Annotated in this window: 25 protein-coding genes; 7 read left to right on the forward strand and 18 right to left on the reverse strand. The window is 57.5% G+C overall.

The window, feature by feature from the left end:
- On the reverse strand, positions 1 to 162 hold a 162-nt coding region (locus KMP13_RS20410), incomplete at its 3' end, for a phage integrase N-terminal SAM-like domain-containing protein (protein WP_251363710.1).
- A gap of 55 nt (positions 163 to 217) precedes the next feature.
- Here KMP13_RS20410 and KMP13_RS06075 point away from each other — a divergent pair.
- Entirely contained in the window at positions 218 to 619 is a 402-nt protein-coding gene (locus KMP13_RS06075) for a glutathione binding-like protein (RefSeq protein ID WP_215265052.1), read from the forward strand.
- On the opposite strand, the gene rarD is transcribed toward KMP13_RS06075, so the two are convergent.
- From rarD to KMP13_RS06110, 7 genes are all read right to left on the reverse strand, one after another.
- Entirely contained in the window at positions 616 to 1509 is an 894-nt protein-coding gene (gene rarD / locus KMP13_RS06080) for an EamA family transporter RarD (protein ID WP_215264772.1), read from the reverse strand. The genes KMP13_RS06075 and rarD overlap by 4 nt on opposite strands.
- Positions 1510 to 1643: 134 nt before the next feature.
- Positions 1644 to 4097, reverse strand: coding sequence for a GcvT family protein (locus KMP13_RS06085; protein ID WP_215264773.1), 2454 nt, complete (start codon positions 4095 to 4097; stop codon positions 1644 to 1646).
- 81 nt (positions 4098 to 4178) lie between these two features.
- Entirely contained in the window at positions 4179 to 5147 is a 969-nt protein-coding gene (locus KMP13_RS06090) for a GlxA family transcriptional regulator (protein ID WP_215264774.1), read from the reverse strand.
- Between the two features lie 19 nt (positions 5148 to 5166).
- On the reverse strand, positions 5167 to 7611 hold the full coding sequence (locus KMP13_RS06095) for a GcvT family protein (RefSeq protein WP_215264775.1): 2445 nt from the start codon (positions 7609 to 7611) through the stop codon (positions 5167 to 5169).
- A 30-nt stretch (positions 7612 to 7641) separates the two neighbouring features.
- Entirely contained in the window at positions 7642 to 8013 is a 372-nt protein-coding gene (locus KMP13_RS06100; RefSeq protein WP_215264777.1) for a GFA family protein, read from the reverse strand.
- A 21-nt stretch (positions 8014 to 8034) separates the two neighbouring features.
- Positions 8035 to 8604, reverse strand: a complete 570-nt coding sequence (locus KMP13_RS06105) for a helix-turn-helix domain-containing protein (RefSeq protein WP_215264778.1) — start codon at positions 8602 to 8604, stop codon at positions 8035 to 8037.
- Positions 8605 to 8754: 150 nt separating this feature from the next.
- Positions 8755 to 9927, reverse strand: coding sequence for a thiolase family protein (locus KMP13_RS06110; protein ID WP_215264780.1), 1173 nt, complete (start codon positions 9925 to 9927; stop codon positions 8755 to 8757).
- Between the two features lie 92 nt (positions 9928 to 10019).
- On the opposite strand from KMP13_RS06110, the gene KMP13_RS06115 reads away from it, so the two are divergent.
- From KMP13_RS06115 to KMP13_RS06125, 3 genes are all read left to right on the forward strand, one after another.
- Entirely contained in the window at positions 10020 to 10364 is a 345-nt protein-coding gene (locus KMP13_RS06115; protein WP_215264782.1) for an STAS domain-containing protein, read from the forward strand.
- A gap of 36 nt (positions 10365 to 10400) precedes the next feature.
- Positions 10401 to 10838 (forward strand): ATP-binding protein, encoded by a 438-nt coding sequence (locus KMP13_RS06120; RefSeq protein ID WP_215264783.1) that lies wholly within the window; start codon positions 10401 to 10403, stop codon positions 10836 to 10838.
- A 176-nt stretch (positions 10839 to 11014) separates the two neighbouring features.
- Positions 11015 to 12592, forward strand: a complete 1578-nt coding sequence (locus KMP13_RS06125) for a gamma-glutamyltransferase family protein (RefSeq protein WP_215264784.1) — start codon at positions 11015 to 11017, stop codon at positions 12590 to 12592.
- Positions 12593 to 12649: 57 nt separating this feature from the next.
- Here the strand turns inward: KMP13_RS06125 and hspQ are convergent, their stop codons facing one another.
- Positions 12650 to 12976, reverse strand: a complete 327-nt coding sequence (hspQ, locus tag KMP13_RS06130; protein WP_215264785.1) for a heat shock protein HspQ — start codon at positions 12974 to 12976, stop codon at positions 12650 to 12652.
- Between the two features lie 209 nt (positions 12977 to 13185).
- Here hspQ and KMP13_RS06135 point away from each other — a divergent pair, with 209 nt between their 5' ends.
- Positions 13186 to 13770: a lytic transglycosylase gene (locus KMP13_RS06135; RefSeq protein WP_215264786.1), complete on the forward strand. Its 585-nt coding sequence runs from the start codon at positions 13186 to 13188 to the stop codon at positions 13768 to 13770.
- Positions 13771 to 13835: 65 nt separating this feature from the next.
- Here KMP13_RS06135 and KMP13_RS06140 read toward each other — a convergent pair whose 3' ends face one another.
- The 4 genes from KMP13_RS06140 to KMP13_RS06155 all read right to left on the reverse strand — a co-directional run bounded on the left by KMP13_RS06140 (position 13836) and on the right by KMP13_RS06155 (position 20151).
- The gene (locus KMP13_RS06140; protein WP_215264788.1) at positions 13836 to 14423 is read right to left on the reverse strand and encodes a LolA family protein; all 588 of its coding nucleotides are present in this window, start codon (positions 14421 to 14423) and stop codon (positions 13836 to 13838) included.
- 45 nt (positions 14424 to 14468) lie between these two features.
- Positions 14469 to 17417, reverse strand: coding sequence for a DNA translocase FtsK (locus tag KMP13_RS06145; RefSeq protein WP_215264790.1), 2949 nt, complete (start codon positions 17415 to 17417; stop codon positions 14469 to 14471).
- A 117-nt stretch (positions 17418 to 17534) separates the two neighbouring features.
- A complete protein-coding gene (locus tag KMP13_RS06150; RefSeq protein ID WP_215264792.1) occupies positions 17535 to 18716 on the reverse strand; it encodes an aminotransferase class I/II-fold pyridoxal phosphate-dependent enzyme in 1182 nt (393 codons plus the stop codon).
- 106 nt (positions 18717 to 18822) lie between these two features.
- Positions 18823 to 20151 carry an amidase gene (locus KMP13_RS06155; protein ID WP_215264793.1) on the reverse strand — a complete coding sequence of 443 codons (1329 nt, stop codon included), beginning with the start codon at positions 20149 to 20151 and terminating at the stop codon, positions 18823 to 18825.
- Between the two features lie 109 nt (positions 20152 to 20260).
- Here KMP13_RS06155 and KMP13_RS06160 point away from each other — a divergent pair, with 109 nt between their 5' ends.
- Complete coding sequence (locus KMP13_RS06160) at positions 20261 to 21487, forward strand: UbiH/UbiF/VisC/COQ6 family ubiquinone biosynthesis hydroxylase (protein ID WP_215264794.1); 1227 nt, start codon at positions 20261 to 20263, stop codon at positions 21485 to 21487.
- A 22-nt stretch (positions 21488 to 21509) separates the two neighbouring features.
- Here the strand turns inward: KMP13_RS06160 and KMP13_RS06165 are convergent, their stop codons facing one another.
- From KMP13_RS06165 to KMP13_RS06175, 3 genes are read right to left on the reverse strand one after another with little or no spacing between them, the layout of a single operon-like run.
- Positions 21510 to 21698 carry a Trm112 family protein gene (locus KMP13_RS06165; RefSeq protein ID WP_215264796.1) on the reverse strand — a complete coding sequence of 63 codons (189 nt, stop codon included), beginning with the start codon at positions 21696 to 21698 and terminating at the stop codon, positions 21510 to 21512.
- The gene (locus KMP13_RS06170) at positions 21695 to 22336 is read right to left on the reverse strand and encodes an LON peptidase substrate-binding domain-containing protein (protein WP_215264797.1); all 642 of its coding nucleotides are present in this window, start codon (positions 22334 to 22336) and stop codon (positions 21695 to 21697) included. Before KMP13_RS06170 ends, KMP13_RS06165 begins: the two co-directional genes overlap by 4 nt.
- Positions 22337 to 22366: 30 nt before the next feature.
- Entirely contained in the window at positions 22367 to 23293 is a 927-nt protein-coding gene (locus KMP13_RS06175) for a tetratricopeptide repeat protein (protein WP_215264799.1), read from the reverse strand.
- 73 nt (positions 23294 to 23366) lie between these two features.
- On the opposite strand from KMP13_RS06175, the gene KMP13_RS06180 reads away from it, so the two are divergent.
- The gene (locus tag KMP13_RS06180) at positions 23367 to 23888 is read left to right on the forward strand and encodes a DUF6653 family protein (RefSeq protein ID WP_215264800.1); all 522 of its coding nucleotides are present in this window, start codon (positions 23367 to 23369) and stop codon (positions 23886 to 23888) included.
- 101 nt (positions 23889 to 23989) lie between these two features.
- On the opposite strand, the gene xth is transcribed toward KMP13_RS06180, so the two are convergent.
- Positions 23990 to 24778: an exodeoxyribonuclease III gene (gene xth / locus KMP13_RS06185; protein ID WP_215264802.1), complete on the reverse strand. Its 789-nt coding sequence runs from the start codon at positions 24776 to 24778 to the stop codon at positions 23990 to 23992.
- 193 nt (positions 24779 to 24971) lie between these two features.
- Positions 24972 to 25658, reverse strand: a complete 687-nt coding sequence (locus KMP13_RS06190; protein ID WP_215264804.1) for a response regulator transcription factor — start codon at positions 25656 to 25658, stop codon at positions 24972 to 24974.
- Positions 25659 to 25797: the final 139 nt, after the last annotated feature.

Below are 25797 nucleotides of genomic sequence, written 5' to 3' on the forward strand. Positions count from 1 at the left end.
ACGCAGATCGTCAGGCGTGGCCGTGTCCGGTGACCTCTTCAGAAACCCGGCAAAATCCTTGATCGACCGGATATGGGCCTTTTGCGCTTTATCGCCCATCTCATGGATGCGCATGTCTTCGATCATCCGCTCACGCAGCGGGGTTGTCTTCTCATGTGTCATGGAAACTCTCCTGTCCGTTGATTGAGAAGGCTCAATCGTCAGACAAGTTCGCTAGATCTCAAAATCCACACCGCCAAAGTCAGCGCACAACAACCGCAGCAAGCGCCATTGCCGCGCCAGCGGCTTCGTCCTTGTCACCGAAAGCCGCCGTCTGTTGCAGGTGCTCGACACGCGCCTTGCAGGGCGGGAATGGGTGGCAGGCGATGCGATGTCCATTGCCGATATGGCGCTCTATCCTTGGGCGCGGGCCTATCCCTGGGCCAAGGTGCAAGTCGATGGGCTAGAGCATTTACAGGCCTGGTTTGACCGAATGGATGCGAGGCCCGCCGTGCAAAAGGCGCTGACCCTGCCTCATGCGCGGCCTTACTTTTGGGATACGGATCAAGACGAGAGCGCGTTTCACCGTCAGAACGCCGCCAATTTTTCAGCGGACGTTCGGAGCGCAAAATCGACTTAAGCAGTGGCGCGCATCTGCCGGAGCAGCGACACGGAATAGATCACCAACGCGGCCCAGATCAGTGGGAATGCGATCTGGCGGGCCTTATCGAATTCTTCCCCAAAGACAAAGACCGCAACCAGAAAGATTATCGTGGGCGCGATGTACTGCAGGATGCCCATTGTAGTCAGGCGCAGCAACTTGGCACCGTTGGCGTAGATGGTCAACGGCACCGCCGTCACCACGCCGCATCCCATCAACAGAAAACTATCCATCCAGCTGAGCGCAAAGTGACCCGTGCCATAGAGTGTGACATACGTCAGATAGGCGAGCGCGAATGGAGTTAGGATCAGCACTTCCAACATGAACCCTTGGTTTGGGCCAATGGGGAGTGATTTCTTGAAATAGGCGTAAAACCCCCATGATAGGGTCAGGCCAATGGCGACCCAAGGCAAGGATCCCGCCTGGATCGTCAGGATCACAACCGCCAAAGCCGCCAGCGCAATGGCCGCCATCTGCGCTTTGTTCATACGTTCGCCCAGGAAGATCGCCCCCATGGCGACACTAAACAGCGGGTTTATGTAGTATCCCAAGGCTGCGTCGATGGCGTAACCCGCTCCAACAGCCCAGACGTAAATACCCCAGTTTACTGAGACCAACCCCGCCGTCACCGCGCCCATCATCAGGCTACGGGGCGTGCGCAGCGCCTGCATCAGCTCTTTGGTGCGGCCCAAAATGATCAACAACAGCCCGGCAAGTGGAACCGACCATAGGACCCGATGGGCGACCACTTCGGCTGGTGGAATATGCGCCACGAGTTTCATGTACAGGGGCAGAAATCCCCACATGAAATAGGCAGTTAGGGCAAACCCCAGCCCTGCCGGAGTATCCCGGTTTTCTGATTTTACCATGGCGCGCTCCTTGTAAACGAGAAACTAGGTCAGCAGCCAAGCGGTGAAAAACAACCGTTTGTGCAGGGGCGCATCACGGAAAATGATCAATTGCCCGCACGATGGCGGGCACTCGTATTTTGTATTGGGTGGCGTCAGACCTTCACGCGTTCCGATTTGGGATCATACATCGGCTTGAGCGAGGCTTCGGCTTTCACTTTGGTGCCGCAGACGTCGATCTCATAGGTGGAGGCGAGGACATCGGCGGCTTTTTCGCCTTCGCAGGGTACGTAGCCCAGACCCACAGCGGCCCCCAGCGTGTGACCATAGTTGCCGGACGACAGATAGCCCACGTTCACCCCATCACGCAGGATTGGTTCATTGTGGAACAACAGCGGTTCCGCGTCCGTCAGTTTGAACTGCAACAGACGGTTTTTTGGCCCCATTTCCTTGCGCGCGATCACGGCATCACGTCCGATGAAATCGCATCCTTTGTCGACCTTGACCGCGAAACCCAGGCCCGCGTCGACCACGTGATCCTCGCAGGTGATGTCATGGCCAAAGTGACGATAGCCTTTCTCAATCCGGCAGCTGTCCATCATATGCATGCCACACAGTTTCAGCCCCATGTCCTGTCCGGCCTCATGCAGGGTTTCAAAGACATGACCGGCCATATCCGAGGACATGTAGATCTCCCACCCCAGTTCACCCACATAGGTGACGCGATGCGCGCGGGCGAGGCCCATGCCGATCTCGATCTCTTGGGCGGTGGCAAAGGGGTTGGCCTCGTTCGAGAAATCCGCAGGTGACGCCGCTTGCAGCAGTTTGCGCGCATTGGGGCCCATGATCGCTAGAACACCTTCACCGGCGGTCACATCCGTGATCACCACGTTGAAGTCGCCCTTGTGACGTGCCATCCAGGTCTGATCCGCCAGTCGGGTCGCGGCAGGTGTGACCACCAGATAGGCCAGTTCGGACAGGCGGGTGACAGTCACATCCGCTTCGATCCCGCCGGTGCGGTTCAGGAACTGGGTATAGACGATCTTGCCCACGGGGACGTTGTAATCGCCGCCGCCGACATAGTTCATAAACGCCTGCGCATCGGGGCCTTCGACACGGATTTTACCAAACGACGACATATCGTACATGCCGACGTTTTCACGCACTGCGCGGTGTTCGGCGGCAGAGTTTTCGAACCAGTTCTGACGCTTCCAGCTGTATTGGTATTCCCGCTCCTGCCCGTCGTTGGCAAACCAGTTGGCGCGTTCCCAGCCAGCAAGTTCGCCAAAGACTGCGCCCTGTTCCTTGAGATGGTGATGGAACGGCGTGCGGCGCACCCCACGTGCGGTTGCTTTTTGTCGATAGGGGAAGTGGTCGGCATAAAGCAGGCCCAGCGTCTCTTTGGAGCGTTCAAAGAGGTATTTCTTGTTCCCTTGGAACGGCTGCATGCGGGAAATGTCCACATCGCCCAGATCAAAGGGTTTCTCGCCGGTGTCCATCCATTCGGCCAGCGCCATCCCGGCGCCACCTGCGGATTGGATCCCGATCGAGTTAAAGCCCGCCGCGACCCAGACGTTGTCCATCTCGGGCGCGAGGCCCAGATGATAGGCGTCATCGGGAGTAAAAGATTCGGGTCCGTTAAAGAAGGTATGGATGCCCGCTTCGGCCAGCAACGGCACACGTTCGACTGCACGTTCCAGGATGGGCTCAAAGTGGTCAAAGTCTTCTTGCAGCTGGTCGAATTCAAAGGTCTCGGGGATGCCATCCATCGCCCAAGGTTTGGCGTCCGGCTCAAACGCGCCGAGCAGGATTTTGCCCGCATCTTCTTTGTAGTAGGCAAACTCATCCGGCACCCGCAACACCGGCAGTTGAGTCATTCCATCAATGTTTTCGGTCACGATATAGAAGTGTTCGCAGGCATGAAGCGGCACATTGGTGCCCGCCATCCGACCGACCTCATGGCCCCACATGCCCGCGCAGTTCACCACCATATCGCATTCGATATGTCCGGACGCAGAGCCATCATCCGCAACCCAATCCACACCGGTGACCTTGCGACCCTGCTTGACAATGTCGGCGACTTGCACGCGTTCTTTGACAATCGCGCCGCCTTGACGGGCCCCTTTGGCCAGCGCCAGCGCGATATTGGCGGGATCGCCCTGCCCGTCCAGTGGCAGGTAAACCGCGCCTTTGACCCCTTCGAGGTTCACATGCGGATAAAGCTCCTGCACGCGTTCGTTGGAGATCTCTTCCACCTCGACCCCAAAGGCGCGCGCCATGGCGGCCTGGCGATAGATCTCTTCCTTGCGTTCCTCAGTCAGGGCGACCGTGATCGAGCCGACACGTTTGAAGCCGGTGGCCACGCCAGTCTCTTCCTCGAGCGCGCCATAAAGTTCCTGACTGTATTTCGCCAGTTTGGTCATATTCGCGGTCGCGCGCAGCTGTGCGATCAATCCGGCTGCATGCCAAGTGGTGCCGCTGGTCAGCTGTTTGCGTTCCAGAAGGACCACGTCCTTCCAACCCTTTTTGGTCAGGTGATAGGCCACAGAACAGCCAATCACACCACCGCCGATAATGACCACACGGGCCTTGTTTGGAAGATCCACCATGTCCATAACTCCAATAGTCGTTTTTTATTGAATGCCTGATTTGCGTCAGATGGGACGTTTCAAAACCGACAAAAACAGGGTCTATTCGGCAGCTGTTTCCAGTCGTCGCGCCTTGCGCAGCGCCGCAGGGGTCACCCCAAAAAAGCTTTTGTAGAGGGTCGAAAATCCGTTTGGGAACCCGCAGGCCAGACCCACATCGCGCACGCACATTGTGGTGTTCAGAAGCAGGTTGTTGGCCCGGTGCATCCGGATCTTGCGATAAAATGTGTTAGGTGTCACGCCAAGCCGGGTTTTAAAACGGCGCTCCAGCGACCGGGGAGAGATGCCCAGATCATCCACCAGGGTCGAAATCGGCAGTGGTTCTTCGATGTTTTCCTGCATCAGGCGAATACAATGATCCAGATCACGGTCCCCGGTATGGGCGATGGCACCGCCGTTGACCGGTTGCAGGGTGCCCGGATCGCGCACCGTGTCATGCAACAGAATATTGGCCACTGTTGTCTGCGCGGCCGACGAAATCAGCTTGCCGATGAGGGCAAGAACCACATCCACGGTGGCTTCCAGCCCGGCGCAGGTGACAACTTGGCCTGCGTCGCAGACAAATTGCGTGCCGGCCTCAAAATACCCGTGCCGTTCGCGCAGCAGGGTCGAGTTTTCCCAATGGGTGGTCATATGCCCGGCTGAGCCATCTTCCTGAATGAACCGCGCGGCGGCCTCGGCCAGCAGATAGGTGCGCGTCCCCGCATAGAAGTAACGGCTGAGCATCGGGCGCAGTGACAAGCCCGGCGCGTCAGGATCCGCATTGCCCAAGACAAACAGGAATTGCGCCTCCGGTTTTTGTGCAATGTCCTGTGTTTCGACCATGACGCCACACGGGTTGCGCCGGATCCCACCCCCATCTGAGTGGAAGGACCAAGAGAAGGCTTTATGCGCCAGGGTGCGGTTACAGATCCGCAGCGTGTCTGTAATGGCGGAAAGCTCGGACAGAACAAAACCATCACACAGGATGATATCAAAATGCCAGGTTTCGGTGTTTGGCGTTTCTCTCATGTCCGAGCTCTCCGTGGTTTTATGCGCGCAGACGCGCGTTTTCAGGATCCCACAGGCTGGTGGTGTCCTGGACGACCGCGCGAAGCTTTTCGCCGTAGATCTCAACCATCAGCTCGGTTCCCGGTGTGGCGAGGTCGGCCCGCACCATGCCCAGCGCGAGGGAGGCGTTTACGCGGTATCCCCAATCGCCCGATGTCGTTTCACCCACGATTTCATCACCGCTGTAGATGCAGGACATGTAAGGCGCATCGGCGTCTTTTGCGTCGACGACCAAGGTAACGAACCCCTTCTTAGACCCTGTTTCACTCTCAGCGATCAAAGCATCCTTGCCGGGGAAGTCCCGCGGTTTGTCCAATTTGACAAAGCGGTCGAGACCGGCTTCCAGCATGGAGTAATCTGTCGACAGATCGCCTTTCCAGGTGCGGTAGCCTTTTTCGATACGCAGCGCGTTGAGCGCATACATGCCAAACGGTGTCGCGCCTTGGGTACGGATGGCGGCGTAGACCTCTGCTGCGGCCTCTGCCGGGCAATGGACTTCCCAGCCCAGTTCACCAACAAAAGAAACCCGCGCCAGCATAACCTGATGTCCGGCAACCGTGGCGGTCTGATGGGTCAGCCAACCCGATTGCAGATCGCCTTCTGTCAGCGGTGCCAAGACATCGCGTGCGGTGGGGCCTGTTACCAACAAGGTGCATACCGTGTCGGAGATATCAGCCAGCTCAAGACCTTTGGGCAGGTTGCGCCACAGAAGTTCAAAATCATGCCATTGCGCCACGGCGGCGGTCATCAGCATGAAGTCGTCTTCGCCTTTGCGGATCACCGACATCTCGGTCACGATCCGGCCACGGCTGTCGGCAAAATAGGCCAGGTTCATACGGCCGATTTTGGGCAACGCGCCGGTGATCTGGCTGCGCAGCCATTCTGCGGCACCTACACCTGACAGTGTGAAACGCGAGAAGCCGCACATGTCGACAACGCCTGTTGCATCGCGCACCGCTTCGCATTCTTCCTGAACGCGTTTGGCCCAGGGGCCGTTGCGGTTCCAGCTTTCGGTTGCGGCCTCAGACGTGTCGTCGCCGTCCTTGGCAAACCAATTGGCGCGCTCCCACCCGTTATAGGCGCCCATCTGGCCGCCATCGGCGATCAAACGGTCATGGTTGGGCGACAGTTTCTTGTTGCGGGCAGCGGGCCATTCATGGTGCGGGAAATGCATGGCGTATTCGTGGCCATAGGTCTCCATCGCTTTCTTCATGGTAAAGTCGAAATCGGCGTGTTCGGTGTAACGGCGTGCGTCGACCGCCCACATGTCCCACTCGGTCTCACCTTCGGTGATCCACTCGGCCATGACCTTGCCCGCGCCACCGGCCTGTACGATGCCAAAGGTGAAGCTGTGCGCTTCAAAGGCGTTTTTCACACCCGGCATCGGGCCCATCAACGGCAGACCATCGGGTGCATAGGGGATCGGCCCGTTGATCACGCGCCCCACACCAGAGGTGCCCAAAAGCGGCACACGGCCCATTGCATCCTCAATATACCACTCCAAACGGTCCAGATCGTCCGGATAAAGCTGGAAGGAGAAATCCTCGGGCATCGGGTCCTGCTCGGTGACCCAATGGGCTTTACAGTTGCGCTCATAAGGGCCGAGGTTCAGACCATGTTTGTCCTGACGCAGGTAATACGAGCTGTCGACGTCGCGGATCATCGGCAGTTTCTTACCGTTCTCCTTGGTCCAGACTTCGATCTCGGGGATTTCTTCGGTCAGGAAATACTGGTGCGACATCACAGTCAGCGGCACATCGCGTCCGCCAAAGGGTTTGAACCACTCGCCCACACGTTTGGCATAGTAGCCTGCGCAGTTCACCACGAACTCACATTTGATGTCGCCTTTGTCCGTATGGACAATCCATTCGTCGCCATCGCGGCTGACGCCAGTGGCTGGGCAGAACCGTTGGATATTGGCTCCAAGATCACGCGCGCCTTTGGCCATCGCTTGGGTCAACTGGGCTGGGTCAATGTCGCCGTCCAGTGGATCCCATAGAACACCCGCCAGATCCTGGGTTTCCATAAACGGATAGTAATCCAGCGCCTCTTTCGGGGTCAGCATGTCCATTTCCAGACCCTGATACCGCGCCATCGACGCTACGCGCTCGAACTCCTGCATGCGCTCCTTGGTATGGCCCAGACGTAGCGCACCGGTGACGTGATAGTTCATCGGATAGTCAACGTCGTCGGCCAGCGTGCGATACATTTCCAGCGAGTACCGCTGCATGTTCATCACCGCCCAGGATGCCGAGAAGTTCGGGCAGTTACCAGCCGCGTGCCAGGTCGAACCAGCGGTCAGCTCGTTCTTTTCCAGCAGGACACAGTCGGTCCAGCCAGCCTTGGCCAGATGAAAGAGCGTTGAAACGCCAATGGCGCCGCCGCCGATGATTACAACGCGTGCGGTTGTCGGAAAATTGGACATGGTCTGCATTCCAGTTGAAGGAGTGGAGGTTTAAGGTTTTTGCGGCAGACTGTCGGCGATGGTGTAGTAATCGCTCTTTTCTGCCGTAAAGATGTGTTTTTCCAGTGTGATACCGGTAGGCGTGTTCACGGCCCCCAGCGCAAAGCTGATCTGATTTTCGTCATGCGCTTGCCAAAACAGGGACGATCCGCAGGTTGCACAAAAGCCCCGTTTTGCCATCGCCGAAGCCTCGAACCAGCTGACCGGACCGGTGATGGTCAACGCGTCCTGGTGCACCTGCGCAGACGCCCAAACGCCACCGGACTGTTTGCTGCATTGGGCGCAGTGACACATGCTGGCGGATGCCGGTTCTGCCTCGGTTGCAAAGGTGATCTGTCCACACAGGCAGCTTCCAGTGATCATGATGATGTCCCTTTCACGCGCTCAATAGACCGGAGGTGCAATGACCCAGATGGCCACGGCAACTTCGTCATAGGGGTTGGACCATTGATAGGGTTCATGGCGGATGCGGAAACTGTCACCGGGCCCGACCGAGAACTGGCGGTCACCGATTTGCAGCTCCAGACGGCCAGAGATCATGTAGCCGACTTCCTGTGTCGGACGATGGGCTGGAACCTGCATCCGCGAATGGGCCGCAAAGGTTGAATGCACCATTTCAAAGTCATCGGTGAGATCGGGCGACAAAAGCTCTTCGACCAGACCTTCTTCACCGGCACCCATAGGGCGACGCGCACCCGCACGCACGATATAACCCTGCTCCTCAACCGGGGAGGCGGAATGGGAAAAGAGCATCGACATCGGAACATCAAGGCAGCTGGCGATCTGGCGCAGGTCAGAGATGGTGGGTTCTGACATGTCGCGTTCAACCTGGCTTAGCCATCCCACCGAACGCCCCAGCCGTTCTGACAGATCTGTAAGGGTCAGGCCACGGGCTTTGCGCAACGCACGCAGGTCGGCGCCCAATGTCTCTTTGGTTTGTGTCAGGTCGTTCACCGCAGGCTCTCGTGAAATTATTGATCTGTTTTTCACTGATTCCTGAGTTGCGTGAAATTAGCAACCATTTTTTCACGACAGCGGCTCACAAAAAAGCGCGCTCCGCGGAGCGCGCTTGGTGTTTGCATAGAATTTCAGCGCGACTTGCGGTTAGCTGCGTTCAATAGCGATCGCTGTGCCTTCACCGCCACCGATGCAGATCGCCGCGATTCCACGGTTCAGTCCGCGTTTTTCCAAAGCATTCAAAAGCGTGACAATTATACGTGCCCCAGAGGCGCCGATGGGATGCCCCAAAGCGCAGGCTCCTCCGTTTACATTGATCTTTTCACGGGCAATGCCCATCTCATGCATGAAGGCCATGGGCACCACGGCAAAGGCTTCGTTCACTTCCCACAGATCCACATCGTCTACGGACCAGCCTATCTGTTTGAGCAGTTTTTGCGCGGCGGGAACCGGGGCGGTGGTAAACCATCCGGGGGCTTGTGCATGGCTGGCATGGCCCATGATGCGCGCACGCACGGGTAGGTCACGGGCGTTGGCGGCCTCCTCGGACGCAAGCACCAAGGCCGCAGCCCCATCTGATATCGAAGAGGCATTTGCCGCAGTCACGGTGCCCTCCTTGCGGAAGGCCGGGCGTAGGGTCGGGATCTTCTCTGGCCGGGCGTTTTGTGGCTGTTCGTCCGTGTCAAACACCGCCTCACCTTTGCGCGACGTGACGGTCAACGGTGAAACCTCGTCGACAAAAGCGCCTTCTGCCTGGGCCCGCAATGCGTTTGACAGGGATTGCAGCGCATATTCATCCTGGGCCTCGCGGGTGAATTGGTATTTCTCGGCGCAATCCTCGGCAAAGGTCCCCATCAAGCGCCCCTTGTCATAGGCGTCTTCGAGCCCATCCAGAAACATGTGATCTTGGGTTTGTCCGTGCCCGATACGCGCACCGCCACGCATATTCGGCAAAAGATACGGCGCATTTGTCATACTCTCCATGCCGCCTGCGACCAATGTGTCCGCATGTCCCAGCGCGATCTGGTCAAAGGCCATCATGGTCGTCTTCATGCCGGAACCACACATCTTGTTCAACGTTGTCGCTGGGACCTCCTCTCCCAATCCACCGTTGAAAGCCGCTTGGCGCGCCGGCGCCTGGCCAAGGCCCGCAGACAACACACAGCCCATCAGCACTTCATCGACGCTTTCGATCTTGGCGTCCTGCAATGCGCCATTGATCGCAACACCACCAAGTTCCTGAGCCGTCACATCCGTGAAAATGCCCTGAAATCCTCCCATAGGTGTGCGCCTGGCGCCGCATATATATACATATCCCATTCAAACTCCTCCAATTTTACATGAAACTCTTACCTGATCGAAAGGTTTAGCGGATAGATTATCTCCAAAGACTGCTTCTACCGGGAAACACTATGACTCTGACCAGTACAATAATTGACGGCACTCAGGTAGTATCTGTCAATGCTGAGCGTATCGACGCCGCCATGGCGATTCAATTCAAAGAAGATATGCGCAGCCAGACTGACAACGGGCCAGACCGCGTGGTCCTTGATCTTTCCGAAGTGAAATTCATTGATTCCAGCGGGCTCGGCGCGATTGTTGCGGCGATGAAACAACTCGGCGGTGCGCGCAAGCTGGATTTGGCAGGATTAACACCTGTTGTGGATAAAGTCTTCAGACTGACTCGCATGGATACAGTGTTCAATCTGTATGCCACGCTCGAAGAAGCCACAGGCGGCGTTGCAGCAGAAACATAAGTTCGGCGTATAGTTTTGTCTCAAAGAGTATCATCAATGGAAGAATCCTTTGCCTGCTCGTTCGCGGCAACTGAGTTGGAGGCACGCACTGGCATCAACTCGGTCGTGGACCAGCTGCGTGATCGTGGGATTCCAGAAACTCGCATCGGCGAGGTTCAAATAGCCTTGGCCGAAGCCGTCAATAACGTTGTGGAGCATGCTTACGCAGGCAATGCTCCCGGCGACGTCAACATTCGCTGCCAGCTGGAAGAAGAAAAGCTCTCGATCCTGATCCGGGATGCGGGCGCTCCGATTCCCAACGAGCAATTACCTGCCGGAGAAGCCCAGTCGTTGGAAGGTCCTATGGAAGATCTGCCCGAAGGTGGGTTTGGCTGGTTCTTGATCCGTGAGCTGACAAGCGACATCCAGTATGAACGCAGCGAAGGGGAAAACAACCTTCAGCTCAGCTTTGAAATCCAGATGAGATCGGCTTAACCACCCGGGATTTCGCACAAACACGCCTGTTGCCCTTCGTTTTGCAAATAGATTTGCGAAACCGATTGGCACAAACCCAGACGTGAACATTTCCCATGTTCACTGACCTTGCGTCACTGTCGACAGTAGACCACGTTGGATTGTCATGTAGGCGAGCCAGACAGGGAGACTGAGGCATGCGCGATTTTCACCAACCACAACGATCGGCCGTTTGGGCGCAAAATGGCATCTGTGCCACGTCCCATCCGCTTGCCGCACAGGCCGCTGTCGACATTCTGAAACAGGGTGGCAATGCGATGGACGCGGCGATTGCCGGCGCGGTTCTCCTTGGTATTTGCGAACCTCAGATGACGGGCATCGGTGGTGATTGTTTTGTCCTTTATAATCGCGCGGGTGAGGATCAGATCCGCGCCTTAAACGGCTCTGGTCGTGCGCCGGTCGCTGCAAATGCCGCCGACCTACGTGCGCAAGGCATGACGCAGGTGCCGGTTTACAGCGCTGAGGCCGTCACGGTCCCGGGGGCAATCGACGCGTTTTACCACCTCAACAGCACAGAAGGGCGCATGGACCTTGGCTCGGTTCTGGCGCCTGCCATCCACTATGCGGAAACTGGCGTACCGGTCGCTCCGCGTGTCGCCTTTGACTGGGCCAAAGACGCGGCCAAGCTGCAAGGCGCCGCCAGTCAGGCCTACCTGTTTGATGGCCACACTCCCAAGGTTGGACAGATCTTTCGCGCATCGGGTCAGGCCGAAGTCTTGCGTCGCATTGCCCGCGACGGGCGTGACGCATTTTACACGGGCGAAGTGGCCGATGACATGCTGGCCGCATTGAATGCTCTGGGCGGCGTCCACAGCGCCCATGATTTTGCCGAAGCTAAGGCAACAGCCACAACTCCGGTGAGCGGCACCTACAATGACATGGATATCGTGGAGCATCCGCCCAATGGTCAGGGCGCGACGGCGATTTTGTTGCTGAATATTCTCAAACACTTTGATTTGGCCGGAATGGATCCCTGGGGGGCGCAGCGCATTCATATTGAGGCCGAAGCAACGAAACTGGCCTATGACGCCCGCAATCGATTTATCGCGGATCCCGATCATACCAGTCGCCTGGATCATATTCTGTCGCCCGAGACCGCGCGGCAATTGGCCGCTTTGATCGACACGAAATCCGCCATCACCGCCCCTGCTCCGTTGAGCGAGGCGGTTCACAAAGACACGGTCTATATCACGGTGGTGGATCGCGACCGGATGGCAGTGTCGCTGATCTATTCGATTTACCACGGTTTTGGTTCTGGCATCGCGTCCGAGAAGTTCGGCATTCTGCTGCAGAACCGCGGCGCAGGGTTCAACCTGATCGCCGGTCATCCAAATGAGCTGGCTGGGGGTAAACGCCCGATGCATACGATCATCCCCGGCATGTTGTGCAAAAACGGCAAGGTTGCGATGCCGTTTGGGGTGATGGGCGGTGCCTATCAGCCAACGGGGCACGCGCGCTTTGTGTCGAACCTGACGGATTTCGGGATGGACCCCCAGGCCGCGATGGAGGCCCCGCGCGCCTTTTCGGACGGGGGCGTGTTAAAAATCGAACGAGGATACAGCGTCGATGTTTTGCAGGAGCTCAGCGATCTTGGACACAGGGTTGAGGTGCCCGACACGCCATTGGGCGGCTCGCAAGCGATCCGTATTCATCAAAGTGGCGTTTTAGAAGGGGCCAGCGATCCGCGTAAAGATGGCTGTGCAATCGGCTATTAACTCGCGAACAAAAGGGGGCCTTCTGCCCCCTTGCTTGTCCCGGCCATCATAGGTGGTTCAGTTCATTTGATAATGCAGTGCATAGGCCGCGCCATCAAAGTTGCCAAACATGTCTGGCACATCCGGATGTTCAATCGGGTCACCGGAATAGTCGGCAACCAAATTCTGCTCGGATACATAGGCGACGTAAAAGCTCTGATCGTTTTCAGCGAGCAGATGGTAGAAAGGTTGTTCTTTGGAGGGGCGGCTACCTTCCGGGATAGCCTGATACCATTCTTCAGTATTGGAAAACTGCGGATCTACATCAAAAACCACGCCCCGAAACGGGTGCTTGCGGTGTCGGACGACCTGACCCAGCTTATATTTTGCGTGTGTACTCAACATTGCTCTCTGCCTTTTGTACATCCGTTCTATCTTAAAAATTAAGATTTTGTCCAACTTTTGCCACATTGAATCGGGGAAACAGTTTGTGACGCGCTGCAATACAGTGCGGCGCAGGGCGCGTGTTCACAGCTCTGCCACCACTTTGTGAAAGTGGTTTCTATTGCCCGCAGATCCTGTAAAATAAGGGCAAAACAACGAAAGACAGGCAAATGAGCAGACTGATATGCGCCATATTTTTGGTGTTGCTTGTGGCGTCCTGTGGCGGCGGAAACACGCCGCCGCGCAATTTGGACAACGCGTGCAGCATCATATCGCAGAAACCGGACTATCTGAGAGCATTCAAAGCCACCGAACGCAAATGGGGTGTGCCTGTTCACGTTCAGATGGCAACTATCCACCAGGAAAGCAAATTTCGAGCCAAGGCACGCACGCCGCATCAGTATATTCTGGGCGTGATCCCGGCGGGTCGGCAATCCAGTGCCTATGGTTACAGCCAAGCTTTGGACGGCACCTGGGATGATTACCGCGATGCCACCGGACGCCGTTTCGCGCGCCGTGATCGCATTCAGGACGCCACCGATTTCATGGGCTGGTACATGAATCAAACGCAGAAAAAGAACGGGATCTCGCTCTGGGATGCGCGCAATCAGTATCTAGCTTACCACGAAGGGCACACCGGTTACGCGCGTGGGTCTTATCGCAGCAAAGCCTGGCTGGTACGGGTTGCCGGTAACGTAGAGGCACGATCACGCGACTACCAAGCGCAGCTGGCCGCCTGCCGACGCTTTCGGTAACGACATCGCAACAAAAAAGCCCGCCGAATGCATCAGGCGGGCTTTTTAGATCAGCAGGTTTGGGCTTAACGATCGGAGCCGCGTTCAACGTTAAAAAGCTTCGAGCTCAGCTTTACTCCGGTTTCCAACGCACCAAGCACGACAGTGGTCTGCCCGCCCGCATCATCATTGATCACCCATTTGCGCAGCTGCACCGGCTCGCCCGTAAACATCAGATCGATGCTGCCATATTCGGGATGTTCCGGGTCCTGGGCACGTACAACCGTCGCGGTGCCATCGAAACTATGTCCAACAACCATATTGGCCCGGCTCAAATCCACGGTTCGCGCAAGGATCACCGACAAGGGCGTGCGGCGCAGCGGATAGGTCTCGGGCGGTTGGTTCGACTTTGGGTCCTGGATCATCACCGCGCCCGCGCTGGCGACCACAATCGGGGCATCCGGGCCTGAGTATTCAAACCGCATCCGGCCAGGGCGATGCAGATACAGCTTGCCGGTCGACAGGCTGCCGTCGTCGTTGACCTGGGTGAAACTGGCCGCAGCCGTTTTCAACGTGTTCAGATAGCCCGAAATATCATCCAGGCTGAGCTTCTCTGCTGCCCAAGCCGCGGGGCTGCAGGCAACAAATGCGAGTGCGAGTGCAATGTGTTTCATGTCATCTAAGATATGCCTCCCCTTTGAAATTCAAAGGGGGTCGGCTCATTCCTGCTCAGGCACCAAGATATCGCGTTTGCCCACATGGTTTGCGGGCGTGACCAGTCCGTTGTCTTCCATTTGCTCCACCAGACGCGCGGCTTTGTTGTAGCCGATCGCCAGTTTGCGTTGGATGTAAGAGGTCGAGCATTTGCGATCCTTGATCACAATGGCCACCGCTTGATCATAAAGCGCGTCTTCGCCGCCGGTGTTTCCACCGGTATTGAGGCCAAGGACCGCGTCGATATTGTCGGCCTTCTCGTCATCCGGGCCTTCGACAACGCCTCCCACGTAATCGGGCGGGCCGAATTGTTTGAGGTGGTTTACGACCTCTTCGACTTCCTCATCAGACACGAACGGACCGTGGCACCGGGTGATTTTCGACCCACCCGCCATATAAAGCATATCGCCCATGCCCAGCAGCTGTTCCGCCCCCATTTCACCAAGAATGGTGCGGCTGTCGATTTTCGACGTCACCTGGAAGGAAATCCGGGTGGGGAAGTTCGCTTTGATCGTACCGGTGATCACGTCCACGGACGGACGTTGGGTGGCCATCACAAGGTGAATACCCGAGGCCCGCGCCATCTGCGCCAGTCGCTGGATACAGGCCTCGATCTCTTTGCCGGCAACCATCATTAGGTCGGCCATCTCATCCACGATGACAACGATATAGGGCAATTTCTTGGGCTCGAATTCGTCGGTTTCAAACACCGGCTCGCCCGTGTCGTCGTCAAATCCGGTCTGCACCGTGCGGCTGAACATCTCCCCTTTGGAGAGCGCATCCTGAACGCGTCCGTTATAGCCTGAGATATTGCGCACGCCCATTTTGGACATTTTGCGGTAGCGATCTTCCATCTCGCCAACCACCCATTTCAGGGCAACAACCGCCTTTTTCGGGTCGGTCACAACTGGCGACAACAAATGCGGGATCCCGTCATAGACGCTGAGTTCCAGCATCTTGGGGTCGATCATGATCAGGCGGCATTCGTCCGGCGTCAGCTTGTACAGCAGCGACAGGATCATGGTGTTGATCGCAACTGATTTACCGGACCCCGTGGTCCCCGCAATCAACAGGTGCGGCATCTTGGCGAGGTTGGCGACCACAGCATCACCACCGATGTCCTTGCCCAACGCCAGCGGCAGCGATTGATTGCCATCGCCGTAATCCCGGCTCGACAGAATCTCGCGGAAACTCACCATTTCGCGGTGTTCGTTGGGCAGTTCGATACCAATCACAGAGCGTCCCGGAACGGTCGACACACGTGCGGACAGGGCCGACATGGAGCGGGCAATGTCGTCTGCAAGCCCGATCACCCGGCTGGCCTTGAGACCCGGTGCAGGTTCTAGCTCATACATGGTGACCACGGGGCCGGGGCGGACCGAGACGATCTCCCCTTTGACGCCATAGTCATCCAGAACTGATTCCAGCATGCGCGCGTTTTCTTCCAACGCTTCATCGCTAAGGACATGACGTTCTATCGTGGTCGGATTGGCCAACAGGTTCAGTGGCGGCAATTCGAAATCACTGTTGGAGCTGTCAAAGGCAAGACGCGGCTGCGCCTCTGCCTTGGCACGAACGGATGGTTCCGGTGCCTTGCGTGCGGGCTTTTCCACGACAACCTTGCGTGGGGGTTCTGCACGCGGCAGCTCGACAATCTCAGCCGTGTGTTGAGGCGGTGTCTCTTCTGCGGGCGCCGGTTCGGGTGCCGCAAAATAGGGATCATCCTCGGACACAAAAGCCTGTTCCGCATCAAAAGTCGCAGGATCAACGTCGAATTCCGGGACCTCAGGTGCAGACGGAATGGGATGCGCCGTGGTGCTTTGTGCGGTCAACGGCGGCTCGACCCGGTTTTCGGCAGCATTTGCCGGTGCCACGATCAAAGGCTCCGGCCGTTTGCCCCGCCCTTTGGTCAGGGGGAGGTTTGGATCGTCCTCGGGTTTGACATTTGCGGCGCGGCGAATTTGCACCGCTTTTGCGATCTTGGCCGAGATCCGTTCGTCACCCGGCATGTCATCGAGCTCGTCATCCAAGTGGAAATTGGTTTCGTGTTCGACCAGTTCCGGCTCTGGCATCTCAACCTGCGGCTCGGCGCGGCGCATCAGGCTGGGCACACGGGAGAATAGCCCACCTTTGGTCGCGGGTTCCTCTTCTAGCACCGCTGGGGCGTCATCCACATAGGGTTCATCATCCAAAACAGCATCCGCAGCCGCGTATTCTGCCGATTGCATTTCGGCATCTCGGGCGGCGTTCTGTGCCTTGCGGCGCGCGCCATAGGCCATCGCGGCCTGCACGCTAGAGGATGCACCACGGCCCAGCAAGGTTGCCAGCGCACCATAGCTCATGATGATACCGATCACCAAGAACCGGCCAAGGCGGCCAAGCTCGCCGCGGGTAAAGCCAAGGGTGAAGGCCGAAAACGCCGCCAGGAACAGCGCCAGGGTCAAAGACAGGAGTTTCACGCCAAGCACCGGCGTGATCGGCAGCAACAGCAGCATCATCGCCAGGAAGAAGTCACCCAACAGACCACCCAGGCCACTGTTGTGGTTCTCGCTCCAGATCGGGCCGGGCGGCAGGGTTGAGACATAGACCGCCAGCACAATTGGCATCAGCAATGAAATCAACATCCAGGGGATCGCACGTTCTTCACCCCGGTGCAGGACAAAACGCAGGCCCCAAACCATTGGCGTCACGGCGATAGCCCAAGACCCAAAACCAAGACCAAGGTAGAGAATATGCGCAATCGATGCGCCCAGATCGCCAAGCAGGTTCTGTGCCGGCGCATCTGTGGACACATACCAGTTGGGATCATCCGGCGTATAAGAACCAATCATCGCCGCTACTGCCAGGCCAAAGCCCACCAACAACAAGCCAAACAGCTCCTTGCCCCGTTTTTCGACCGCCGCCTGCATCTCGCTATCTAACAGCGGGTCCCGGCTTCTGGTTTGAAATGCCATGCCTACCTCGGTTCCTCATTCACTGGCTCTCCTGCTGTATCGCAGGTTTTTGCAAGCCTTTGTCAATTTTTCCAAACCCCCGCCCGCTTGTGCCTGATAGCAGACGGGGGTCGTAACTTATGTGTACAGGCAATCGCGCAATGTGATCAGCGCTTGTTTTGTCTGTTCAGCAGGGGCGACCAGAGCCACCCGTATAAAACCTTCGCCCGGATTCTGGCCTTTTTCACCTTGGGCAAAATACGCGCCCGGCATGACCCGGATCCCGGTTTCTTGCCAGACTTTCAACGTTGTGGCCTCACCATCCGCAACTGGCAACCACAAGAAGAACCCGGCGTCGGGCGATTTGTAGCCCGCAACGTTGGCAAAGACCTCATCCGCGATCTTGTATTTTTCACGGTAAAGCGCGCGGTTCTCGACGACGTGATCCTCATCCGCCCACACACGCGCGGCTGCCGCCTGCAGCGGTTCCGGCAGGGGGGATCCCGCATAGGAGCGCAGTTTTTTCACCCGCTGGATCGTATCCGTCCCGCCCGCGATGAAGCCAGAGCGCAGTCCGGCGAGGTTCGACCGTTTTGAAAGGGAATTGAACAGGGTCACGCGTTCAGGGTTCACACCGGCCTGTTGGGCAACCGTCAACGCACCTAGTGGCGCAGTATCGCGGTAGATCTCGGAATAGCATTCATCAGCAAAGACGCGGAAATCGTATCTCTCAGCCAGCGCGAACAGCTCTTTCCAGTAAGCCTCGCTCGCCACTGCCCCTTGGGGGTTTGCGGGGGAACACAGATAGGCCGCAACGGTGCGGTTCAAAATCTCTGGCGGCAGGCTCGCGTAATCCGGCAGATGGCCGGTTGCTTCGGTCGCGGGGACAAACACCGGTTCGGCACCGATCGCCAATGTCGCGACCATATAGACCTGATAAAACGGGTTGGGGATCAGAACGACGGGTTTTTGGCCGTTCTTCTCTTCCGGGCACAGCGCCATGGTGGCGTTATACAGCCCTTCGCGGGTGCCGTTTAGCGCCATGATCTGGGTTTCTGGATCCGATTTCACGCCATAGCGGCGGTCGATCCAGCTGCTGATCGCACCGCGCAGCTCGGCGGAGCCTTCGTTTGGCGGATAGCCCTGAAACCCGGCTGCGTTTTCAACGATGACGTCAGTCACCCATTTGGGGAAGTCATGTTTGGGCGCGCCAATGGTCATATGCACCACGTCGCCGCCGGGCTCGTGATGGTCCAAAAGCTCCCGCAAACGCGGAAACGCATAGTTCGGCAGGTTGGCAAACCGCTCTGGAGTTATCATTTCAATGGCCTCAGGTCCGGGATCATCTCGCCCCGTTTTCCCGCAGGTTACAGAGGCAAGACCAAAAAATCCAGCGCCCATGTTTTGGGCACTGGAGATGTGGCATTCAGGCAAGCACAGCTTCTGCTGCTGCACCTACACGCAAGAGCGCTTCTTCGCCAAAGGGTTTACCCAAAATCTGCAATCCGCAGCTTGGCGTGCCGGTCGGAAGCGAGAGCGCGCTCAACCCTAAAAGATTGCCGATGCGGGTGTTGCGCAAGGCCAGAAGGTTTGATCTCACGTAATAGTCATGGTCCTCGGTGAGACGTTTCAAATTGGGTGGCAAAACCGGTGAGGTTGGGGTCAGCACGCCGTCAAACCCTGCAACCGCCGCGTCCCAGCTTTTGCGAATCTCCCGTAGGCGCGCCCAAGCGGCGACATAATCCGCGCCGGAAAACTGCGCCCCTGCCCGGAACCGTTCCAGGATTTCCGCATACATCACCTGAGGTGCGGCTTCGATCTTGTCCTTCCACAGGCCATAGGCCTCGGTGGTAAACAGGATGGCCGACAGCGACAGCGCTTCTGTGACGGCAGGGAATTCAATCGGGAAAATGGTCGCGCCTGCGTCGCGCAAACGGTCCAGAGACGTTTGGTAGGCGCTGGCAACTTCGGGTGCTAGATCGTCCTGTGCCACGCTTTGAAGATCGCCAAACCGCAACCCTTTGATATCCGCACCCTTCAGATCCGGCACCGCGCCGTTTTCCATCGCGCCCAGGTACAGGGCCGTATCTTCGACCGAGCGGGCCAATGGGCCAATCGTATCAAGCTCCAGACACAGGGGGATCACACCCTCCAGCGTCAGGCGTCCAGAGGTTGTCTTCAACCCAACAAGATCGTTCCAGGCCGATGGAATACGCACAGATCCGCCCGTATCGGAGCCAATGCCACATACGGCCAAATCATGCGCCACGGAAGCTGCGGCACCTGACGAGGATCCCCCCGGCACCGCTTCGGGGTCATTGATACAAGGCGGGGTCTCTTTGATCGGATTGTGCCCCAGGCCAGAAAATGCCAGCTCACTCATATGGGTTTTGCCAAGGCACACGGCCCCCATCGCGGTGGCGCGCTGCAACACAACCGCATCCTGATCGGCCACGCGCCCCTTTAACAGATCCGAGCCCGACTCGGTCACATCGCCTGCGCTGTCGAACAGGTCTTTCCAGCTGATCGGCACCCCATCAATCAGCGAGCGCCGCACGCCTTGCTTGGCGCGTTTGTCGGCGGCCTCAGCCTCGGCCAAGGCGCGGTCAGCGGTGACAACGGTATAAATCTTGTCTTTGAGCGGATGCGCGGCAATCGCATCCAAATAGGTTTGGGTCAACGCCAGTGGCGAAATCTCACCTGCTGCAATCCCGCGGCCAAGCGCGCCGGCAGTCATTCTAAGCCAGTCGTTCATTTCAAATGCCTTCTATGTGCTTTTTTAGTCGAGAATTTTTGTGGACGATGCGTCGCAAGCGTCACCTTGGCTCATGGACAAATGGCTCCACAAGCGCATATTGCACAGCATGAGCAATAGAACCGATATCATCATCGTAGGTGGTGGATTAAATGGCCCTGCACTGGCGCTGGCACTGGCGCAAACGGGTCATACCGTCACTATCATCGACGCGTTGCCGTTTGAGCAGCGCCAGGACGCGGGTTTTGACGGGCGCGGTTATGCTTTGGCGCTTGCCTCACAGAAACTGCTGACCCAGATCGGTATCTGGGCCGAGGTCGCCGCGCACAGCCAGCCGATGAATGAGATCAAGGTGAGCGACGGTGCACCCGGTCGCACGGCCTCTCCGTTTTTCCTGCACTTTGATCATGCCGAAATCGAAGACGGGCCGATGGGGTACATGGTCGAAGACCGCTTCTTGCGCCGGGCGCTGATGGATGCAATCGAACAAGATCCGTCAATCGACATGCGCAACGACTGTCGCGTCGTGGCACAAGAGACGTCCGCAGACGTGGTGACGGTCCACCTGGACACGGGCGAGACGCTTTGCGCAAGGTTGCTGGTGGGGGCGGATGGACGCTCCAGCGGCACCTGTCAGCGCGCGGGCATCAAACGCACCGGGTGGGATTATGGGCAGATCGCTCTGGTCTGTGCGCTGGACCATGATCTGCCGCACGCAGGGATCGCGCATCAGCACTTCATGCCGTCCGGACCGCTTGCCATCCTGCCGCTACCGGGCAATCAGTCGTCCATCGTTTGGAGCGAAAAGACAGAACGCGCCCATCGCATCCACGCTTTGGATGATGACGGGTTTCTGGACGCTTTGCGCCCGGTCTTTGGCGATTTCCTGGGTGATATCCGTTTGGTTGGCAAACGCTTTACTTATCCGCTGAACCTGACCATTGCCAACAGCTTCATCGCGCCAAGGATGGCGCTTGTGGGCGACGCTGCACATGGGATGCACCCTATCGCGGGACAGGGTTTGAATGCCGGTCTACGCGATATCGCCGCATTGGCGGAAGTTCTTACCGAAGCCAGGCGCCGCGGTGAGGATATCGCAAGCCCGCTGGTGTTGGAGCGCTACCAACAATGGCGCCGGTTTGACACCGCGACGCTGGTGTCCGCCACGGATGTATTCAACCGGCTGTTTTCCAACGACAACCCGCTGTTGCGTTTGGGGCGCGATCTGGGAATGGGTCTAATCAATTCTGTCCCTGGCCTGCGGCGCAACTTCATGCGCGAAGCCGCGGGCTTGACCGGAGATCTGCCGCGGCTGCTGCAAGGCAAACCAATCTGATCTGTTGGGCAGCGCGACTGGATTAATCCAGCGCGCGCGCCTCATCTACCAGCATCACCGGGATGCTATTGCGGATTGGGAATGCCAGATTGGCGGCTTTGGACACCAGTTCCTGAGCTTGCGCGTCATACTCCAGCAACCCTTGCGTTTGCGGGCACACAAGCACTTCCAACATGCGGCGGTCAAAGGCGGGAGGGGATTGCTCGTTCATTGCAGCATCTCTTCTTGGGAGCCGCCACGCAGGGCGAATTCTATCAAAGTGGTCAGGGTCTCGCGCCTTGTGGCAAGGCACGGCGCCTCTAGCAAGGCCTGTTTTTCTTCGAGCTCGAAATCAAGCATCATCGACAGTGAATTGATCAACAGCTCTTCTTTGGCATCCTTGAGCGCCTCCCAATCTGCAGACAGGTCGCGAAAGTTCAAGAAACGTTCAAGTAGGTTCAAAAACTGCTCCCGGTCAAACAGCGCATCCGGTTCACAGCGCCCCAGATCCCGGTCAAAGCTCTGCCAATTGACGCGACAGCGCCGATAGGGGCTGAAACCGCTAACTTCAGCCTCGATCCGAAAGCGCGATACCCCGGACAGGGTGATCATATAACGCCCGTCTTCGGTTTCGGAAAACTGGGTGATACGCCCCGCACAGCCAATGGAATGCAGCGCCTCAGTCTCGCCTCGTTTTGGACAGGGCTGCACCATGCCGATAAGACGTTCCCTTGTTTTAAGCGCGTCTTCCAACATCTGCAGGTAGCGCGGTTCAAAGATATGCAGCGGCAGCCGAGCCCGAGGCAGCAACAGCGCCCCGGGCAAGGGAAAGATGGCAAGAGTATCTGGAAGGTCAGCAGCCTGGATCATGATGCCATCAACAGTAGCGCGTCAAAGCAATTAGGCAAATATAAGCGAGCTCAGTTTACGGCGGCCATTCAAAACAACTGGGTCATTGGGCTTGAGCGCTTCAAAAATGGTGAAAAGCTGTGCCTTGGCCGCGCCGTCATTCCACTCGCGATCGCGACGGAACAACTCCAGCAATTCGTTGACTGCGGCGTCTGCGTCGCCTGCGGCATGCATGGCCTGCGCCAGGTCGAACCGCGCCTGATGGTCTGTGGGATCTGCGTCAACCGCGGCCTGCAATTCTCCAAGCGGACCGGAATTTTCAGCCTGCCGCGCCAATTCGATCTGGGCACGCACCGCTTCGATCTCGCTGGCCTCAGAAATTTCAGCCGGAGCACCGTTCAGAACCGCTTCGGCCTGATCCAGATCCTCCAATGCGATATGGGAACGGGCAAGACCCGCATAAGCGGCGGCTGATTTATCATCCTCGCCAATGATCGCGGCAAAGGTCTGCGCCGCATCTTCGGCTGCACCTTCTTCCAACATCTGCTCAGCGGCTTCCAGCGCATCTGCCAAACCGCCATCTGCGGTGCCGCCACCGGCCTCGGCAAGACGCTGAACAAAGGCTTCAAGCTCGGACTGCGGAACCGCACCCTGGAACATGTCAACCGGGCGACCTTGGTAGAACCCTACAACGGTTGGAATGGATTGCAGCGGCAGCCCTTGCTGGGCCAGCATTGAGGCCAGCTGCTGGTTCTCATCCACATTGATCTTGGCCATTGTGACGGCGCCGTTCGCCTTGGTGACGGCGGCTTCCAACATCGGGCCCAGAGTTTTACAGGGGCCGCACCACGGGGCCCAGAAATCAACGACAACAGGCGTCGTCATCGACGCATCAACCACATCCTGCATGAATGTGGCTTCGCTCACATCTTTGATCAGATCGGCGGCGGGGGCTGTATTGCCAAGAATATCCATCATCTGTATGTTCTCCATTTGGAACTTGCCCCCTATATGAAAGCAGAAGCGCCAGAAACCAAGGGGGAGTTGCCCGATGTCGACAACTTGGTCGAAAATACTGCAGGCGAGCGCGCACAGCATGTCGATGACCGAAGACAGCTGGCAGCGCCATGCCAACCCGCTCAGCGTTTACAGCCGCATGTCGATCCTACCCTTGCTGACACTGGCAGTGCTCTCACGGGCATGGTTGGGCTGGGGGGCCTTGGTGCCGATTGCCCTGGTCGCGGTTTGGACCTGGTGGAACCCGCGCGCCTTTTCTGCTCCGAAAACAACCAAAAGCTGGGCCGCGCATGGCACCTTTGGCGAACGTGTCATGCTCAACCACGCGGAAATCCCGGTGCCGGACCATCACATGTCCTGGGCACGCGCACTCGCCGCGCTGGCCGGTGTCGGGATAATTCCTTGGGTCTACGGCCTGTGGCAGCTGGATTTCGGGTTCATCTTGTTGGGGCTTGCCGTGACCATGGGAGGCAAGATCTGGTTCGTGGACCGCATGGTGTGGCTGTATCAAGATATGAAGTCCGCTTCTCCCACCTACGCTGGATGGGAACGGTGACGCGCCGCGCATCTGCGCGGCGCTTGGCCCAACGGGCGCGCGGTAATCTTTGATTGTTGCGCAACGGGCGGGAGCACGACGCCCCCGCGTGCATCACGGGATCACAGATCGAATGTGGCAAAAACCGGCGCGTGGTCGCTGGGTTTTTCCCAACCCCGCGCGTCCCTCAGAACCCGGCTGGAATGACCTGCGGCGGCAATATCCTTGGTCGCCCAGACGTGATCCAACCGACGCCCTTTGTCGGCCGCATCCCAATCCTTGGCGCGGTAACTCCACCAGGAATAAAGCTGCCCGTCAGAAATATCATTGCGGGTCACATCAACCCAAGCGCCAGACTCCTGAACTTCCGCAAGCTTCTCCACCTCGATCGGCGTGTGGCTGACAACTTTCAAAAGCTTCTTGTGGTCCCAAACATCATCTTCGCGCGGAGCGATGTTCAGATCCCCCACAAGGATCGACTTCTCTGGCTGCTCTTTCAAAAACCAATCTCGCATCTCGGCCAAGTAGTCGAGCTTTTGACCAAACTTCTCGTTCTTCTCACGATCCGGCACATCGCCGCCTGCAGGGACGTAAAAATTGTGGATGGTCACCCCGTTTTCCAGCTGCCCCGCGATATGGCGCGCATGCCCAAGGGAGGCGAAATCTTCGCTGGCAACTTCCTTGATCGGCAGGCGTGATAGGATGGCCACGCCATTGTATCCTTTTTGCCCGCGCGCAACCATGTGGCCGTAACCAATTGCCGCGAACTCTTCCAACGGGATCTTATCGACCGGGGATTTGGTCTCTTGCAGGCACAAAACGTCCGGCGCTTCCTCCTGCAACAGCTTTTGCACGATTGGCGCGCGCAAACGGACCGAGTTGATATTCCAAGTGGCCAGCGTAAATCCCATGACAGTTCCAATTCTTGAACAGATTTTTCGCCGCGATATTGCCCGCAGATCACCTCACGCGCCAGCCCAAGTCGCACGTGAGATCTACTTAAAATATGTCTTACTGGAAAAATGGCCGGGACAGGGCCCGGCCCAATAGTCAAAAAGGTTCGCCATTTGAGGAAGGGTAATTCTTCTTCTTTTGGTGCGGTGCTTAAGACACCAAGCGATAGCCACCGGATTCGGTCACCAACAGACGCGCGTTCGAGGGATCGGGCTCGATCTTCTGACGCAGGCGATAGATGTGTGTTTCCAACGTGTGCGTGGTCACACCAGCATTGTAGCCCCAGACCTCGTGCAACAGCACGTCACGTGGCACCACGCCATCTGTGGACCGGTAGAGGAATTTGAGGATGTTGGTCTCTTTTTCGGTCAGACGGATCTTGCGATCATCTTCGGTCACCAAGAGCTTCATCGCAGGTTTGAACGTGTACGGGCCAAGCGCAAATACCGCGTCCTCAGATTGCTCGTGCTGACGCAATTGTGCGCGAATGCGGGCGAGCAGGACCGGGAATTTGAACGGCTTGGTCACGTAATCGTTGGCGCCCGCATCCAGACCCAGAATGGTATCTGCATCGCTGTTATGACCCGTCAGCATCAGAACAGGAGCTTTGACGCCCTGCTTGCGCATCAGACGGCACAGCTCGCGCCCGTCGGTGTCAGGCAGACCAACGTCCAGAATAATCAGATCATAAAGCGCTTCTTTGACGCGCTCCATTGCCGTGTGACCAGAATCCGCGTCAAAGACATCAAAGTCTTCGGTCATGATCAACTGTTCACTCAGCGCTTCGCGCAGGTCTTCATCATCGTCGACCAGCAGGATTTTTTTCAATTGTGCCATAGGCGAACCTCCTTTTCGTTCACACATGCGCAGCTGGCTCGTGATCGACAAGTCTTCTGTCATGACCCTCACGTCGACGTGTCCAAGGCACGGTAAATATTTCACTTTCCTTGCAAATCATCGTAAGCACAACCAGCTA

This window comes from Epibacterium ulvae, from assembly GCF_018678075.1.
GTDB lineage: Bacteria > Pseudomonadota > Alphaproteobacteria > Rhodobacterales > Rhodobacteraceae > Epibacterium > Epibacterium ulvae_A.